The following is a 16721-nucleotide window of genomic DNA, read 5'->3' on the forward strand; positions in this document are numbered from 1 at the left end:
AAGTGATATGCTTACGCAAAGTGATATGCACGCTCAAACGCTGCGTTACATCACGATAACACAGGTATATCATCACACCGACATGCGAGGAGAAGAGGAATGTCTTTGGAAGGCTATTGTGAGTATCAGCGCCGGGAATATTGCCGCGATATCCGGTGTCCCGTCCAGGAAGTGCTTGAAAAGCAGAAGCCGGGAAGTGCGGATTACGAGACGGTGAGAACGATATGTAAAGCCGGTTGTATACACTCGACGTACGAATTTCATCATTGGCTGATTGAAAAAGGATACCTTCTCCTCCGTCCTGAAAAGAGGTGATATTCCGTTAACAAGGAGGTTATTTCTATGGATTGGGGAATGGCGAACAGACTTGCGCGCGTTATCCCTGCCGATGGACGCTGTTTTTTTCTGCCGATCGATCATGGATATTTTCAGGGGCCGACAACCTGTCTTGAAAAACCGGGGCAGACGATAGAACCCCTGCTTCCGTATGCCGATGCACTCTTCGTCACGCGCGGAGTACTGCGGCATTGTGTCGACCCGAAAACGCCGGTACCGATCATTCTCCGCGTTTCGGGATGCACGAGTATCGTGGGAAAGGACCTTGCTCACGAAGCATTGACGACCTCGATCGACGATATCATCAGATTGAATGCCGCGGCAGTCGGGGTTTCGGTGTTTGTCGGCAGTGATTACGAGCATGAAACCCTCGAGAACCTTTCCGTGATGGTCAACCGGTGCGAACAATACGGAATACCGGTCATGGCGGTTACCGCGGTCGGAAAGGAAATGGATAAACGTGACGCGAGGTACCTCGCCCTTGCGTCGAGAATCTGTGCGGAACTCGGCGCTAGTGTGGTGAAGACATATTATTGCGATGATTTCGAGAAGGTCGTCGAGGGTTGTCCGGTTCCGGTCGTGATCGCGGGCGGTCCCGTCTGTGAGACCGAACTCGAAGTCATGGAGTTCGTTCATGACGGCATCAGCCGGGGGGCGATCGGTGTAAATCTGGGAAGAAATGTATGGAAACACCAGTATCCCGTGGCCATGATACGGGCACTCCGCGCGATAATCCATGATAATGCCTCTCCGCAACAGGCATACGAGTTGTTCAACGAAATAAAAAGCGGTTCATGACCGTAGCGGTCATTGATATAGTGAAAGATTTTTACCATGCGTGTCGCAATGTATTACAACAATAACGACGTCAGACTCGAGGAAATGGATAAGCCGAAAATCGGGGCGGGTGAAATGCTGGTCAAGGTCGCGGCAAGCGGAATTTGCGGGAGTGATGTTCTTGAATGGTACCGTCTGAAAAAGGCCCCCCTGGTACTGGGCCATGAAATCGCGGGCGAGGTGGTCGAAACGGGGGAAGGGGTGACCGAATTCAAGCCGGGTGACCGTGTCTTCGTCAATCATCACGTCCCCTGTAATACATGCCGTTATTGCAGGGCGGGAAAGCATACTGTCTGCGAAACCCTGCATACGACGAACTTCCATCCCGGCGGATTTTCCGAATACATACGCATTCCTCCGATCAATGTCGAGCGGGGAACCTTCCTTCTTCCCGATAATGTCAGTTACGAGGAAGGATCGTTTGTCGAGCCCCTGGCATGTGTCGTCAGAGGCCAGCGGATTGCGGGTTTGAAGCCGGAGCAGTCCGTCCTCATTCTTGGAAGCGGTGTATCGGGGCTTCTTCACCTTATCTGCGCAAGGGCGCAGGGAACCGGGGCTGTGGTTACCACGGATGTGGTCCCGTTCAGACTCGAGATGGCCCGCCGGCTCGGCGCGGCGGCAGTCATCGATGCCGCATCCGATGTGCCCGCCCGCTACAGGGCTCTCAATGACGGACGCGGGGCCGATCTCGTCATCGTCTGTACCGGAGCGTTTCCCGCATTCAAGCAGGCCCTCGATTCGGTGGACCGGGGCGGGACGATCCTCTGTTTCGCCACCACCACCCCGGATATCGATCTGCCGCTTCCCATAAACGATTTCTGGCGGAACGGGATTACCGTGCTTCCGTCATACGCGAACAGCCCTTATGACGCCGAGGTTGTCATACGAATGCTTTCGAACAGGCTGATCGACGTGGTCCCCACGATCACCCACCGCCTGCCCCTCGAAAAGACGGGAGAAGGCTTCAAGCTTATGTCCCGGCCCGGGGATTCGATGAAGGTGATTATCGAACCGCACCGAAATGAATGAAGGGGTGAGTATGAAGCACGTAAAATACCATAGTGTCTTTCCTCTTTTTGTTTGTATCGGTTTGCTTGCGGCGGGTTGTCTCAGTGCGGAAGATAAAAGCCCCGCCGGAAAAGAACATCCCTTGCAGGGTGAAACCGCAGAGGAAGGATCGGCGGTCATGGGTTTCGGTATATTGCCGAGGCTTCCCGGTCTGTGGAACGGGCCGGTTTTTTCGGATACCCCCGCGGGGAGTTTCGAACGGTGGTATGTCGATTTCAGGCCCGTTTCTCCCGGAGAGGTGGTTCAGTATTCGACACTCGATGAAGAAACGAAAAACATCATTAATTTTTTTATCGTGAAGCATGAGGACCGTCTGAAGGTCGCGATGCGGACGGAAGGCGTTTTCCGGAACAAAGGATGCGTGACGTATGAAGTCATCGAGGACCTGGATGAATCGGCGGGGTATTACCGGTTTTCCGATTTCAGGGCGGGAAGCTCCCGTGCCTACACCGAGTTCAGGTTCAAGGAAGATGAACTCGTGATGGACGTTTACACGAACAAGTTCAATACCGTCTCGCCCCTCACCCTCCATTCGAGATGGAAGGCGGTCTGCGCGGAACGCGGTGCCGCGCAAGATGCGATAAACGATCTCGATTTTCCGCTGCCGGTCATGGTAAAGGATTTTTCGAATGCATTCAGACACATGTCGGAGAGTATTTTTTTTACCTTTGAAAACGATCCGTACCCCGCATCACGGCAGCCGTACATGGGAAGCGTATCGGTCGCCGTCGCATTCGCAGAAGATGCCATTCCCGGACGGACCGCCGAGATTTTTCTGATACTCGCCACCGAATCCCTTTTCGAAGGACTCGTCTATAAAAAAGAGAATCTAAAATATATTTCACGCTACGTCTATCTTCCGCCGGGAACAGCATCCTATACCTTTTCCCATGTCCACCCGGGTACGTATTTTCTCTATGCCTATGCCGATGTCAACGGCGACAGAAAGTACGAAACCGGGGATTACATGAGCGCGAAGGTCGATCATTCCTTTTCCCTCGAAACATCTTCCCATGCCGACGTTGCGACCGTTATCGATTACCGGATACCCTGAAAAGTCGGCTGTATTGACCGCCCCGCGGGAATGCCATTTTACCCGGGCGGCCGGGCTTTTGAATCGACGATCAGGTAGTCAAAAGGACCGATAACATTACCATTTTGTAACCGGTACGGCCTGTCGGAGAAATTGACCCATACCTCCGTCTCGCCTGAAAATGCGGTGTATTGTACGAGATGATCCGGCGAGATGAATCTGTGTTCGAGCATTTCATCGTAGCCCGTCCTGCGAAAGACGCCGGTCGCCCTTTTGTAGCTCCGGATGAATCGCATCTTATCCTTTTGCCACCGTGAGTCGTCCATGATATAGAGGGGGCCCGTTCCGTAGAGGATATTGAACAGGTCCCGTATGTCCCATACCTGAGGGATTCTATTCGATGAATCCCCCCAATACCAGAACGATGAAACACAATCATGATAGACGAGTTCGAACAACGGAATGCGGTAGAACGGTCCCACTTGATAGCGGAGGAACTCTCTGTGCGGTTTGATGTAGGAGGTGAGGTCATAGCCGGCATCAGGAAGCCGGTAGTGCGCCAGACTCATCATCCCTTCGAAATAGTGAAGATAAGGAACCGCCCAGTCGACTCCGGTTTCGCTTCCGGTGACAAGCTTGAAGACGGAGGAAACATGATTCAGAAGCATCGACTTGTACCGCCGGTCGTCAGAACGTGTGAGGGGGTGGTCCGGATGGTAGCATTCGATGAGGGGAGAGGCCGTCGTGGTATCGATAAATCTGGCCCGGTACGCATGATCCTCGAGGTCCACGGCAACCGCCGTTTTCATCCGCTTGAGTCCGCGTTTCGAACAGATCACACCGCCCGGGTATTCCTTTCCGTTTTCCCTGTGCACCCAGCCTTTTCGCCGGGTTCCGTCGGGAAGGAGGACAAGGTCTTCCGGCCAGCCTTCTTTATTGAGCCACGATACCGGCGTCGAGGGGTCCCAGACGTCCTGGTAAATATCATAGCTTCCCGTCAAAAAACCGATGTCATTCATCGTGCGGATTGCTTCGGGAGAGGCCTTGTTCGACCAGAGGACTTTTTCCATCCCGGCGTTTTTCAACTCACGGGCGGCCTCGCCGCAGTCGGGATCGGCAGACCAGTATTCGGCCTTTTTCCACCACCATACGTCCGCAGCGCCGACAAGCAGATCGACCGCCGGTACCTTGTCGCGTTTTTCCTTCAGCGTGGCGAGCAGTCCGTTCGCCGCGGCATATTGCCGGTATGCTTTTGCGATACCGACGTACCCGTTTTCCGGCACATACCTGAACCTGATTTTTCGTTCATACCCCCACGCGCCCTTTTGCGGTTTCCAGCCGAAGGCGAACCCCGATGTGCCGTCTTTATCGGGTTTTCGAAACTCGACATGCGCGTCATCGGGAGTTTCGCACACGGCGGTAATCCCCCGCCCGCCGTCGGTAAGGCCGATAAACGGCATGCAAAGCCCGCTGTGGCCGCTCGAAAGGTCGTAGCGCCATGCGTGAAAAAGGCGGTCGTCGGCCGGTATCAGCAAACCTTCGTTCGACGGGATAACCCAGCTTTCGCCCGTCCCGGCGAGGATGCTTCCGGGAAAAGGAAAATCGGTATCGAGGCGGCCATCCCCCCGGATCGAAAAGGTGACGGTCATGCTGTCCGATATGGCGATCTCGGCCGATATGTCGGGGCCGTACAGGCTCCGAATCCCGAGCAAAAGACGGTCCTTCTCTTTGACAATTTTCAGCGGAAACGACCGGGATCCGAATCCGTCGATGCGGTAAGCGGGTGACGATTCGCCGAAACGCAGTGCCATATGATAGCCGGGCGGATGAAATGAAACGGATACGCCGCCCGATTCTATCACGGCGGGAAGATCGAATCCGATGGTTGACGGATCGGGAGCTTCCTTGCATCTAACGAGAAAAAGATCGTCGAGACGGCATGTCCCGGTCCCCTTTCCCGTTATCCTGAACTGGATGGTGCTGCATCCCGAAGGAACGATGAAGCGGCGCGAGATCGTTTCCCAGTCATGGGTGCCCCCGCTTTCGGTGATTCCGAACAGCCAGTCGAGTACCGTTCCTTTGTGGTCGCGCGTAACGACGGAAAGCTGAACCCGGCTTTTCATGCCGCTGCATTTCACCCAGCCCCCCGATTCATAGACTTCGCCGGGAATGACGTCGAAGCGTTTTTCGTGTCCGAACGACCAATCCTCCGTCCCCCTGTGGGTGATCTTGAGTGAATGAGTGCCGTTGTGTCCGTCCCCGGTTTCGATGGCGGCGTTCCCGAGTCCCGCCTCACGCGTCCAGAGTGCCGACCATCCGGACAGACCGCTTTCGAATGTGCCGTTTTCGATGAGATTGTACGCGTCATGAGCGAAAAGCGGGGATGTGATAAAAAGGAAAGCGCAAAGAATCGGTTTGTAGTTTCGTCCGTCCATGTGGACCCCCTCTTTTTCAGTATAGCCGGCCGGGATACGCGTTGTCCATATGGTATCGGCACCCGGAGGGTATACCGGTATGCCGGATAGTCGTCGAGATCACTGCGCAAGCCGGTCGTTGTCGTGCGTATGGATCGACGGCTTAAGCAGACAGGTGTACTCTTTTCTCTTGCAATTATTCGGCGATACGCTTACTATTTTTTTATGCCCTGTATTGAGGTGTAAACAGGCTGAAATTTATGAAACAGAGGCGGATATGACGGTAATACTCTCTCTGGTCATCGCGATCGTTCCTTCACTTCTTCTGGTTTTCTATTTTTACAGGAGGGATTCCTATAAAAAAGAACCGAAACGAATGATTCTTTTTGCTTTTTTTCTCGGGATTGTCTCGATTTTTCCCGCGGTTTTTTTCGCGCTTGCTCTGGGTTTTCTTGAGAAAATGGAAAATCCCTGGCTGCTTTCCTTTATCGAAGCGTTCATTACCGCCGCACTGGTCGAAGAGGTCGCTAAAACGGGGATGCTGCGGTTTTTTATTTTCAGGAATCCGTATTTCGATGAAATCACCGACGGCATTATCTATATGGCGGTCATCAGTCTGGGATTCGCCTGTTTTGAAAATATTCTTTATTCGATCGATGATGTACAGACCGCCCTGATCCGTGCCTTTACCGCGGTACCCGGTCATGCACTCTGGTCCGGTATCATGGGGTATTATTTCGGGCTGGCAAAAACCGGGAAGGATAAAACGGATAGACTCTTTTTCAAGGGCCTTGCTTTGGGGATATTCTATCACGGTCTCTATGATTTTGTCCTTTTCGCGGGCACGAAGGACGAGCTCGCTTCCCGGTTTTCCTGGATGGTTTACCTTATTTTCCCGATACTGATTATTTGCGTCATACACATCAACACACTGCTTAAAAGGGCATTACAGCAGGACAGGGAAATCATCGCGATCGGGGAAGAAACGGGTATCAACGAATAGACGTGAAATATAACAGACGCGTCTTTTCTCCTTCTCCGCTTGCATAAAAACCTCCTGCGATTTACTATGTATAGAGCCTATGAAAAAAATCATATTCCCGTTATTGGCGGTATGCCTCCTTTTACCGGGTTGCACGAGAGAACCTCCCGAAATTCATCAAATTTTCTGGCAGCTCAATATCCGCCGCGATACCGGGCGCGGGGAGACATATGAGCAGTTAAGCCTTTTTATCAGCGCGGGCGATCCGGACGGGATCGAGGATCTCGAAAAGATATACCTGTTGAATGACAAGGAGAATCTGTACTGGGAAATTAATTCGGAAACCTGGTACAAGGCGGATATGCACGGTCAAATATGGATCGGTTCGAATACCCTGGCAATGCATGACAGATCGCCTTTCCCTGAAGGCGATTACCGTATCATGCTTCAGGATCTTGGCGGCGAGTACGCCGAACGGTCCTTTACCCTCAACACACCGAATATCAAACGGAAAATAACCTTTCCCGAGCCGGCGATACGGGAAAACACACTCACGATAAAGGGCGAAAGCCCGGTCTATTCGATCTGGATATACGATAAAAAAAAGGAATACCAGGCACCCCCGCTCGAAGTACATGAGAACGGTCTCGATATAAAGCGGATTACATCGAGAAAACGCGAGTTGAATGAAGGGTTCTCTTATTATATCTATGTGTATGACACGTCGATCAAACGCGGTCTAATCACGGGGCCTTTTTATTATCCATAAGTGAATCGAAATACCCGGATTACGCTTACTGGTCCGTTATATCGGTAATGGAACATGTGCATGTTCCCGCGTTATCGGCCCATCCGTCCTCTTCGTCGGCCATCGCACCGTACCACGGCCCGGTGATGGTAACGGTATAGCTTTTGGTGTCATCGGATTCTTCACGTGTCGAAAACTTCCGCCAGATGTCATTGACGCGCAGGGCGAATTGACCGTAGTTGTATCCGTAAAAGGTGTAGAGTATCGCGTCGATGGGCCCCGTACCGGTATCTCCGCATATATAGGTGTATGTCGATTCCCCGTCGTAGGTCCATTTGCCTTCTTCCGTTTCACTCGTGACCACGGCATGAATTTGGTATGTATGATCGTATAACGGATTTTCGAACACCACTTCGGGATCGTTTCCGCCGTCGAACGGATTGATGTGTGCCTGAACTACAGAATCGGTAATTGCCGTGCTTGTGTTCGTGTAATCCGTGTTCCCGCCGCTTGTCATCGCGGCGCACACCCGGTAAAAATATTGTGTGCCGGCGCTGCATGTATCGTCGTCATAGACGATCGTATCCGGCGCCACCGTGGCGATCTTTTCGAAATAACCGGCGCCGCCGGCCGCCCGCTCGATAATGAATCCCGCTTCATTATCCGAATAGTCCGTCCAGTTGCATTGAATGGTAGTCGTCGACAGGGCCGTACAAACCAGATTGCCGGGCGGATTCGCGATCGAAGAGGGCAGACAACCGTCCGACAGCATGATAGATGAGAAGATCACCGTGATATACATTAAAACGCCAGATCCCTTTTGCCTCATACACCGATATCCTTTCAATCCGGGCCGGAAGAAACACCCGCCACTACAAAGGTAGCCTTTTAATGTCTGCATGTCAAGATCATGAAAGCCGGGAAGGGGGCCCGGTCATTTTATTATGGCGTTGTTTTAATACAATGCCTGATTCAGTTCGCTCAGGAACCATTTGACGAGTCTGATCGCCGTCGCCCGGCGGTAAAGGTCGGTCGAGTACCTGTCGGTCTGCGGTTTCAGGATCAGGGTGAGTTCGGATGAGAGAAGATCGCGGACGCGGTCCTGTAACGGCAGTTTTCTTCCCATGAATCCCGCTTCGAATCCCCTGTTGCTGAAAATCGGCGAACCGAGTGCCCCGAAGGTAAAACGGACATCGGAGAGAATCCCTTTGTTCAATCGTGCCAATCCGCAAAAGGTGAGTGAAGGAAACTGCTGCGATTTCTTTCTGCCGATTTTTCTGAAAACCTGGTAATTCCAGTTTCCGAACGGAATTCGGATACGGGTGAGGATGTACCCTTTGTCGATAAGGTCCTTGCCTTTTTTTGACAGGAAATGTGAAATGGGAAGCCACATGGATTTTACCTGTGTTCTCAGTTCGATGAGGGTATCCATGGCCATGAGAACGGTCAGAATGTTCGAATATGGGGAGGCGATGCAGATATTGCCGCCGAGTGTCGCGATGTTCCTTATGGAAGGGTTTCCCGTACAGACCAGCGCATGATAGAGGGCTTCCGGAATAACGTGAGGTCCGATACTGAGCAGCCGTGAAAGTGAAACGGCGGCCCCTATTTCGAGGAAACGTTCGGCCCTTTTAATCTTTCTGAGTTCTTCGATATCACCGAGGTAAATGATATGTTCCCGTGCGATGGTCCCGGTTTCTTCCGCTTCCAACATGATACGGGTCCCGCCGGCGTATAGCAATGCATCGGGATAATCCCCCGCAAACACCAGCAGGTCGTGGATGGTTTTTGGGCGGTGTATCCGGCAGCTTTCAGGATTTTTTTGCATATTTCCTTTTTCCCCTCAGTTTCCCCGCTTTTATGGCCGCGTCGATAAAGACACGGTAGCCGTTACACCTGCAGATAATTCCGGACAGCGCCCCGGCGACTGCTTCCCGCGACGGATGATTGTTGTGTGCCAGCAGATTTTCGATCGCCAGGATGACTCCGGTCGAGCAGTACCCGCAAAGGGTTGCCCCGGATGACAAAAGCGCTTCCTCGATTGTCTGGTACTCTTTTGTCTGCCTGAAACCTTCGATCGTGACAATCTCTGTCCCGTCGACCCTGAAGGCGGGTACGAGACAGGAATTGACCAGGATTTTATCCATGAAAACCAAGCACGCTCCGCATTCACCCTGACCGCACCCGATTTTCGTTCCCAACAGACCGAAATCGACCCGCAGGATATCGGCAAGGCGTTTGTCGGCCGGGACGGTGAGGGATACTTTTTTCCCGTTCAAGGCAAAGGTAATCGTCACATTTCCTCCATACGGTCCTGAATGGTTTCGGGAATGAGCGGAATTGAGGTCACATCGATTCCGGTCGCCTGAATTATTGCCGCGATATAGGCGGGCGCCACCCCGGTAACCGCCTGATCACCGAGATCGAGTGACGGTGCCTGTTCCGGTCCCGATCCGTTTTCAAGAAAGTGAACGCGGATATCGGGCAGGTCTTCTATGCCGGGGATTGTGTAATCGGAAATCCTGTTCTGGTACACACGGCCGTTTTTGAAATCGAGAACTTCCATCGAGGTAAATCCGAGGTTCTGGAGGGCGGCCGCTTCGACCTGTTCCCGGGCGGCTTCGGGAATATTGATATGACCGGCGTGGATGACAATCCATATGCCCCTGCATGTCGTCATATACGTAACAGGATCCACCTCGACTTCCACAACGGTGGCTTCCCATGCACCGGAACAGGGGGGCGTTGGGACCTTTTTATCGTTCGCCGGATTGTACCCGTCCGGAATATCTATTTTCCTTTTCACCTCGATCGGAAGGGGATTTTTCCCCTTTTTTTTGTTTATCAAAAGACAACATTGTTCGATCGTTTTGCCGATGAGATATGTCATTCGGGAATACATAGTCGGACCGGAATCCGGAATACGCGATGTATCGATGGATTCGAAGTCGATATCGGCGACGGAGATATTAAGGATCCCGGAAGCGACATCTGCGAGATAACTGTATTTGCTGCCGTCCGGATCGACCAAAGAGGTGGCAATCGTGACCTTTTTATTCTTGTGAAGACTGACTCCGACGGATTGTTTCAGTACTTTTTGCGGCTCCAATCCGGTGTTTCGGGAACTGAGGGATATACCGATTCCCCGAAGCGGTGTTTCCATGCCCTGCTGTGTCAATCTCCGTTTGTTGACCGCCTCATATGCCCCGTATTTTCGTAAGAAGTCCGATATGTTGATGACCTCGTCCAGAACCGCGATGGCATGGGGAATGATGGTTTTGTTTTTCTGTCTGGAAATCCCTTCGGGAAGAAGTTTCAGGTTTTTCTTTTTCCAGATATAGGGATCCATCTGCGCCGTTTTTGCAATGATCGAGGCGTGCAATTCGGAGGCAAAGACGATCTGGGGCTCTCCGCTTCCGCTGAATCGGCCGGCAGGTACTTTGTTTGTCGAAACAAACCGTACGTTCACATCGACATTGTCGCAGTCGTATTGTTTGAACAGGGCCGGCGTGGTGCTTTTCAGGCGATAATCGGAGATGACATTGTAGGCTCCCGTGTCGAAAACAATATCGGTTTTCAGGCCCAGCAGTTTTCCCTCTCCGTCGATCACCGATGTATGGGTTATTATCGTGGCCGGGCGTTTGAATGAGAAGGAAATATCCTCATGCCGTGAATAGACGATCTTTACCGGTTTTCCGGTCCGGAATGAAAGAAGGGCCGCATGGCCCGCGACCAGTATCGGGAAGAATATTTTCCCCTCAAAAGGATCGCTTATCTCCGGAACGATCACGCGTATTTTCCTGTTCGAAAGGCCGAGCATTTCCGCGATGCACTCCCGTACAAGAAAGGGGGCCCGTGTGGCGACATGACAAACGAGATTTTGACCGTCCCAGGCGGCAATCGCGCTTTGCGGTTCGAGGTAAAGGTGTTCCTGTGAACCCGTATAATATTTTTTCGTGATGGCGTTGTATCCGCCTTCGAGAAGACTTCGAACATCCCCTTTCGAGTAGGTGATGGTGTCGGTGAGGCGTTCTTCCGTTTCATCTTCAGGGGAAAAGAAGGGGGTTTGATCGTTATATTCGATCTCTATTTCATAAGCGAGATTCTGCAGGGTGGCATAATCGGGGCCGGCGAGCAGGATAACGGGTTCTCCGATGTAGTTGACTTCTTTGTGCGCAAGAAAAGGCATACCCCCGCGGAACAGGGGAATTCTGTTTTTACCGGGTATGTCGGATGCCATTACCGAGGTATATGCAGGGGGGAGGTCGCCAATGGCGACGGAACGTATTTCCCCGCGCGGAATCCGTGAGCGTACCGTGATCCCGTAGAGAAGATCTTTTGGAAAAATATCATCGGTAAAGACGGACTGGCCTGCGACCTTGTTTTTATGGATCTGGGCTGTATTCATGAGTTCCTTTTATATGCGTTTTTTCCTGTCGCTAAAAGCGCCGATATTATCCGCTCCACCTGCTCGTCCGACAGATCGGGGTATATCGGTATACTGAAACTGCCCAGATAATTCTTCTGGGTAACGGGAAACTGGCTTTCATGCAAACCGTATCGCAGCCGGTAATAGGACATGAGGTAGAGTGGGATGAAATGGACGGAGGTTCCGATTCCCGCTTCGGCAAGCTTACGGACGAACTCGTCCCTGGTCAGTGTCAGTTTTCCGGGAACGATTCTGATCATAAACAGGTGCCACGCGTGGTCGACGGAACCGGCCGGGAGAGTGAAGAAATCACATCCGCGAAGCGCATCGATATACCGATGTGCGATTTTTTTTCTCCTTGCAAGAAAGATTTCGGCTTTTTTAAGTTGTGCAAGACCGATTGACGAGGCGATGTCGGTAAGATTGTATTTGAAACCCGCCTCGACGACATTGTAGTACCATGAAGCGTGCGGCGAAGTATACCTGTCCCACGATTCCCTGTCGATACCATGGAACCTCATGATCGATATCCGTCCGGCGACCTCCTCGTCATCGGTAGCCACCATGCCTCCCTCACCCGTGGTAATCGTTTTATTGGCGTAAAACGAAAAGACGCCGGCCGTTCCGATGGTCCCCGCATACCGGTCTCCGTATCTGACCGGAAACGCATGTGCGGCGTCTTCGACAACGGGGACGCCGGCGCGCTGAGAGACCTCCGTGATAAGGCTCATGTTGCACGGAAGTCCGGCGATATGAACGGGAAGGACCGCGGAGATCCCGGCAGGTCGTTCAAAAAGGACTCGTTCGACGAGCCGGGGATCGATATTGTAGGTATCTTCCTCTATATCGACAAAGAGGGGATCGGCGCCAAGGTACCGGATCGTCTCCGCGGATGCGGTAAAGGTATAGGGCGTGGTGACGACGCGGGTTCCTTCTTTCACCCCGACGGCTTCGAGACAGAGGTGAAGGCCGGCCGTACCGGAACTCACCGCACGGGCGTAGCCGGCCCCGAGAAACTCGGCGAAGGCCTTTTCGAATTCCCTGGTCACTTTTCCCGTCGTGAGCCATCCGCTTTTGAGTACTTCCACCACGGCCCGTTCCTCTTCGACTCCCAGGCACGGCTTTGCAAATGGTATATAATCAGTATTCTGGTTCATTGTCCGGTATCGTATATCCGGGTATCACACTCCCGAGTACTTTCTTGAGTTCTCTCCTGTTCCTGTAACATTCGGGATGAGACGAATCCGCATAACAAATGGGTTTGAGGCGCCGGAGGATCGTTTCGAGATCAATATCGGGTTCTTCGAGCCGGATCACCTTGTTAATTTTCGGAAACTCGGTCGCGACCTGCTTTTCCCGACAGGAACAGAGTTTTTCATTCAGTTTTTCCCCTGCTCGCAGGCCCGTATATTCGATTTTTATTTCCTTTCCCGGCTGATAACCGTAAAAGAGGATGATTTTTTCCGCGATGTCCCGTATATTCAGCTGCCTCCCCATGTCGAGGATAAAGAGATCTCCATTGTCATTCAATCCCCCGGCTTTCAATACCAGCGAAGAGGCCTCGGGAATTGTCATAAAAAACCTGCTCGCTTTCGGGTCCGTCACGGTCACGGGACCGCCTTTTACGATTTGTTCCCTGAACAGGGGAAGGATACTCCCCCTCGAACCGAGGACGTTCCCGAACCTGACGACCATATAGTGGTGCCCGTTTTTTTTCGCGTTCAGCACAATGAGCTCCGCCAGGAACTTCGAAACACCATAGATACTCGACGGCTCGACGGCCTTGTCCGTCGAGATAAGGACAAATTGAGATGTTCCTGCCGCTATTGCGGCGTCAACGACATTTTTTGTGCCGAACACGTTATTTTTGATCGCCTCTATCGGATTTTCTTCGAGAAGCGGTACATGTTTGTAGGCGGCGGTATGAAAAACGACATCGGCCCTGAGGCGTTTGAGAATAAAGAACATATAATCGGCATCCTGCAATTCACCGAGGACCGGAACGATGGTCGCCTTTTCTCCGACTCCCTCTTCCTGGAGGAGTTTGAGTTCCCGCTGTATTTCATAAATACTGTTTTCACCGTGCCCGAACAGATAGAGACGTTCCGCGCCGCCAGAAAGAAGTTGCCGCGATAATTCGTTTCCGATACTACCGCCCGCCCCGGTGACGAGGACGCGTTTCCCCCTGACGTATGCCAGGCTTTCCTTGAGGCAGACTTTGACTGGATTTCGTGCGAGGAGGTCTTCGGGATTGATTTCCCGTGTCTGGATCAGGTGGGCGTTGCCTTCGATAATTTGTGAAATTCGGGGAAGAATCTGGATGCGGGAGAATTTTGTTTTTTTCAGCAGGTCATAGATTCTCCGCAGCTGATCCCTCGTGCCGCTGGGGATGGCGATGATCGCCTCGTCATCGGGGGTCGGATTGAGCAGTTCGAGTATATCGTCCATGGGGCCGAGAATTGGAATTCCGTTGATTTTTTTTCCTATTTTACCGGGATCATCATCAAGAAACGAAATTATCCGCCCGTAAATGCCCTTGGATTTTATCTCATTCGCGATGGTGATTCCCGCGATACCTGCCCCGATTATATAAATACGCTTATGAGAATGCCACATCATCGCTGATCGCTTTTTCTCCTTCTCTCGTGATACGCTCCCTCTTTATGTATCGGTCTTTACCGGTTAAAAAGGTGACATGCTCAACAACACCCGAAAAAAAAAGACGCACTATCTTTTTCCGGTGTTCTATTGTACACCCAATCGGTATACAGTCAAGTGGTATGCCTCTTTTTTTACTCGCCCTTTTGGCCGTATATCCCGATATTTATGAAGAAAAGGGGAGAAGCAACCGAATGCCGTTTCGAGCCGGATACGCGATCGAAGGCGAATACATCGATGCGGCCTGATCGTAAAATTCCCGTTTCATGGGGGCTTCTCGATTCCCCGTATCTATACCGTATGGAAGGAATAGGGTGTTGTTCAGGGTGACCCGTACGACAATTGTCTTCGTGATACTTTTTGCCGTGTCGCAGGCGGCGTGTGCCGAGACTTTTTTTATTTATTCGCATGAAGTGTACAATGGCGAAAGCATCCCCTTCGAGTTCAGGGTAAAAGAGGGGGTAATGGAAGGACTGTTCGATGCGGGGCACATCGTCTTTGATGATGTGAGTGAAAGCGAAGAAGACCTGCTGGCGGAGGGGATGATGGACGGGCTTTTTCAAACAGCCCTGAGGGGCGGGGCGAGGTATCTGGTCGGGATACATGTCCGGACAGAGACGGCGGCGGGCGAGGGTGAAGCCCCCGGAATTTCGGTACAAGCCCGTTATTTTCTCTTCGATCTGCGCACGGCCGGGCTTATGGATTCTGGTGATCTTTCCATAGATTCTTCTGGGAGAGAGGATGCGGCCGGCAAGGAAATGCTCTGGATGGAATGCGGCCGGGCTGTTTCCGAAAAGATACATGATTATTTCTTGCGCAATATCAGGAAAATATCCCGGAGTGAATGGAACAATCAACAGCCGGACTGAAATCGGCGGCAGAAACAAAATAGGTTGTGGTGTATATTGTCTATGTAAGGTATTTAATCGAAAGAGGGATTCCGATATGGAAAATAACAGGAAAATCATGGAAAAAAGTCCCGCATGTTCGGGCAATACACGCAAAGGCACGGTGTGCCGGGATATATCTTGGGAAATAACGGTTATTTTTGTCCTGCTGCTCCTTTTTATAGGGGGGACGGTGTCTGTTTTCTGCGATCAGAAATGGCAGGGAAATGCCGCGATGATACGAAAGGGAGCGTTCGATTCCCCCGGTATGTATGCGGCATCGAATTCCTTTCCGATCAATTCAAAGATACAGGTGAGAAATCTCAGGAACAACCGGGCGCTTCAGGTCATTGTCGTGCAAAGGATTCCGGAGACGATGAATGTTTTCCTGCTGCTTTCCGAAGACAGCGCCAGGCAGCTTGGTATGGGTGAAAATGATGTGATTAATGTCGAAGTGTCCGTCATCTCCTTCGGTACGGGAGATGTGATCGGTCTTCCCGACGATCTCCCCTATAATCCCGATCTCGACGTATATCCGTATGTCACGGACGTTCCCGGCCTGACGCCGTACGCAACAATGGCCCCGACACCGGAAGCCATCCCCGAGGCAACGGCCGCTTTCATGCCCGAACCGACAGTGACCCCCGAACCCGGGACAACGGCTGCGCCGACACCGGCAATTACCCCCGAGGTTTCACCTGAATCGACACCCTTTCCGGGTGAAACGGCGGAACCGGAGACGGCATCCGAAAGCGTCGGGAGGGAACCTCAAAAAAACCTCTTTCTTCCACCCCATGAAGATGAAGCATATACCCTCGACGAGGTAACGCGGCCGGATGAGGAAATCGATTCGGATGAAATCGCGTATCAGCCCGCCGATGCCGATATCGACATCAAAGACGAAGAGACGGGGGAAAGCAGTCTCGAATCCCCGGTGAGAACGGACGAGGAACTGGAGGTAGCGACAGTCGACAGCCCCGACGTTGAAAACCCGACAGTCGAAGATAAAAAGAGCGCTGGGAAAAAAGAGGAGGCGTTGGTTGTCGCGGAGGCCGATTTGCCTCGAGTTCCGGAAAAAGAGTCGTCCGTTCCGGATCCATCGACCGATGTCCCTGAAAAGAGAGAAACCGATATTGCTTTTGTTCAGGAGGAACCGGTTCCCCCTGAACAAAGCGGTAAAGAGCCGCCGGACCCGACGGAGGAGATGCCGCGGGCGGGGGAAAAAGAGATCGCATTGACGGAGAAGGAGCCCGATGTCCCGCAAAAGGAGAAGTCGGTTCCCGATCCGACCCATGAAACCCCGACGGTTGATGAGGAAAAGGATATCGC

At 52.2% G+C, this 16721-nt stretch carries 14 protein-coding genes and 1 pseudogene; 8 read left to right on the top strand and 7 right to left on the bottom strand.

Translation table 11 applies throughout. From position 1 onward, the window contains the following. Window positions 1-99 precede the first annotated feature (99 nt). The 4 genes and pseudogenes from JW881_16435 to JW881_16450 all read left to right on the top strand — a co-directional run bounded on the left by JW881_16435 (window position 100) and on the right by JW881_16450 (window position 3295). Window positions 100-315, top strand: coding sequence for a hypothetical protein (locus JW881_16435; GenBank protein MBN1699109.1), 216 nt, complete (start codon window positions 100-102; stop codon window positions 313-315). A gap of 12 nt (window positions 316-327) precedes the next feature. Further along, window positions 328-1134: pseudogene (lsrF, locus tag JW881_16440) on the top strand (3-hydroxy-5-phosphonooxypentane-2,4-dione thiolase). A gap of 36 nt (window positions 1135-1170) precedes the next feature. Further along, window positions 1171-2202, top strand: a complete 1032-nt coding sequence (locus JW881_16445) for a zinc-dependent dehydrogenase (GenBank protein ID MBN1699110.1) — start codon at window positions 1171-1173, stop codon at window positions 2200-2202. 10 nt (window positions 2203-2212) lie between these two features. Then, a complete protein-coding gene (locus JW881_16450) occupies window positions 2213-3295 on the top strand; it encodes a hypothetical protein (GenBank protein ID MBN1699111.1) in 1083 nt (360 codons plus the stop codon). A gap of 38 nt (window positions 3296-3333) precedes the next feature. Here JW881_16450 and JW881_16455 read toward each other — a convergent pair whose 3' ends face one another. Next, entirely contained in the window at window positions 3334-5709 is a 2376-nt protein-coding gene (locus tag JW881_16455; GenBank protein ID MBN1699112.1) for a carbohydrate binding domain-containing protein, read from the bottom strand. Between the two features lie 79 nt (window positions 5710-5788). On the opposite strand from JW881_16455, the gene JW881_16460 reads away from it, so the two are divergent. Both JW881_16460 and JW881_16465 read left to right on the top strand, forming a co-directional pair. Continuing rightward, window positions 5789-6691 (top strand): PrsW family intramembrane metalloprotease, encoded by a 903-nt coding sequence (locus tag JW881_16460; protein ID MBN1699113.1) that lies wholly within the window; start codon window positions 5789-5791, stop codon window positions 6689-6691. A gap of 79 nt (window positions 6692-6770) precedes the next feature. Then, a complete protein-coding gene (locus JW881_16465; GenBank protein MBN1699114.1) occupies window positions 6771-7439 on the top strand; it encodes a hypothetical protein in 669 nt (222 codons plus the stop codon). Between the two features lie 25 nt (window positions 7440-7464). Here JW881_16465 and JW881_16470 read toward each other — a convergent pair whose 3' ends face one another. The 6 genes from JW881_16470 to JW881_16495 form a co-directional block, all read right to left on the bottom strand. Next, on the bottom strand, window positions 7465-8247 hold the full coding sequence (locus JW881_16470; GenBank protein ID MBN1699115.1) for a fibronectin type III domain-containing protein: 783 nt from the start codon (window positions 8245-8247) through the stop codon (window positions 7465-7467). 126 nt (window positions 8248-8373) lie between these two features. Next, a complete protein-coding gene (locus JW881_16475) occupies window positions 8374-9246 on the bottom strand; it encodes an FAD binding domain-containing protein (protein MBN1699116.1) in 873 nt (290 codons plus the stop codon). After that, window positions 9230-9715, bottom strand: coding sequence for a 2Fe-2S iron-sulfur cluster binding domain-containing protein (locus JW881_16480; protein ID MBN1699117.1), 486 nt, complete (start codon window positions 9713-9715; stop codon window positions 9230-9232). Before JW881_16480 ends, JW881_16475 begins: the two co-directional genes overlap by 17 nt. Continuing rightward, window positions 9712-11826: a xanthine dehydrogenase family protein molybdopterin-binding subunit gene (locus tag JW881_16485; GenBank protein ID MBN1699118.1), complete on the bottom strand. Its 2115-nt coding sequence runs from the start codon at window positions 11824-11826 to the stop codon at window positions 9712-9714. The genes JW881_16480 and JW881_16485 overlap by 4 nt, the downstream gene beginning before the upstream one ends. Further along, window positions 11823-13004 carry a DegT/DnrJ/EryC1/StrS family aminotransferase gene (locus tag JW881_16490; protein ID MBN1699119.1) on the bottom strand — a complete coding sequence of 394 codons (1182 nt, stop codon included), beginning with the start codon at window positions 13002-13004 and terminating at the stop codon, window positions 11823-11825. The genes JW881_16485 and JW881_16490 overlap by 4 nt, the downstream gene beginning before the upstream one ends. Continuing rightward, the gene (locus tag JW881_16495) at window positions 12988-14466 is read right to left on the bottom strand and encodes a polysaccharide biosynthesis protein (GenBank protein ID MBN1699120.1); all 1479 of its coding nucleotides are present in this window, start codon (window positions 14464-14466) and stop codon (window positions 12988-12990) included. Before JW881_16495 ends, JW881_16490 begins: the two co-directional genes overlap by 17 nt. Before the next feature lie 356 nt (window positions 14467-14822). Here JW881_16495 and JW881_16500 point away from each other — a divergent pair, with 356 nt between their 5' ends. Both JW881_16500 and JW881_16505 read left to right on the top strand, forming a co-directional pair. Continuing rightward, window positions 14823-15374: a hypothetical protein gene (locus JW881_16500; GenBank protein MBN1699121.1), complete on the top strand. Its 552-nt coding sequence runs from the start codon at window positions 14823-14825 to the stop codon at window positions 15372-15374. A gap of 76 nt (window positions 15375-15450) precedes the next feature. Beyond that, window positions 15451-16721 (top strand): hypothetical protein (locus JW881_16505; GenBank protein MBN1699122.1); only part of this gene is annotated, 1271 nt, incomplete at its 3' end.

Source organism: Spirochaetales bacterium (assembly GCA_016930085.1).
In the GTDB taxonomy this organism is placed as follows: Bacteria; Spirochaetota; Spirochaetia; order SZUA-6; family JAFGRV01; genus JAFGHO01.

Bases quoted from the DNA above. Each gene is read 5' to 3' on its own strand.
- JW881_16435 (MBN1699109.1), top strand. From the start codon at position 100: ATGTCTTTGGAAGGCTATTGTGAGTATCAGCGCCGGGAATATTGCCGC.
- JW881_16445 (MBN1699110.1), top strand. From the start codon at position 1,171: ATGCGTGTCGCAATGTATTACAACAATAACGACGTCAGACTCGAGGAA.
- JW881_16450 (MBN1699111.1), top strand. From the start codon at position 2,213: ATGAAGCACGTAAAATACCATAGTGTCTTTCCTCTTTTTGTTTGTATC.
- JW881_16455 (MBN1699112.1), bottom strand. From the start codon at position 5,709: ATGGACGGACGAAACTACAAACCGATTCTTTGCGCTTTCCTTTTTATC.
- JW881_16460 (MBN1699113.1), top strand. From the start codon at position 5,789: ATGCCGGATAGTCGTCGAGATCACTGCGCAAGCCGGTCGTTGTCGTGC.
- JW881_16465 (MBN1699114.1), top strand. From the start codon at position 6,771: ATGAAAAAAATCATATTCCCGTTATTGGCGGTATGCCTCCTTTTACCG.
- JW881_16470 (MBN1699115.1), bottom strand. From the start codon at position 8,247: ATGAGGCAAAAGGGATCTGGCGTTTTAATGTATATCACGGTGATCTTC.
- JW881_16475 (MBN1699116.1), bottom strand. From the start codon at position 9,246: ATGCAAAAAAATCCTGAAAGCTGCCGGATACACCGCCCAAAAACCATC.
- JW881_16485 (MBN1699118.1), bottom strand. From the start codon at position 11,826: ATGAATACAGCCCAGATCCATAAAAACAAGGTCGCAGGCCAGTCCGTC.
- JW881_16490 (MBN1699119.1), bottom strand. From the start codon at position 13,004: ATGAACCAGAATACTGATTATATACCATTTGCAAAGCCGTGCCTGGGA.
- JW881_16495 (MBN1699120.1), bottom strand. From the start codon at position 14,466: ATGATGTGGCATTCTCATAAGCGTATTTATATAATCGGGGCAGGTATC.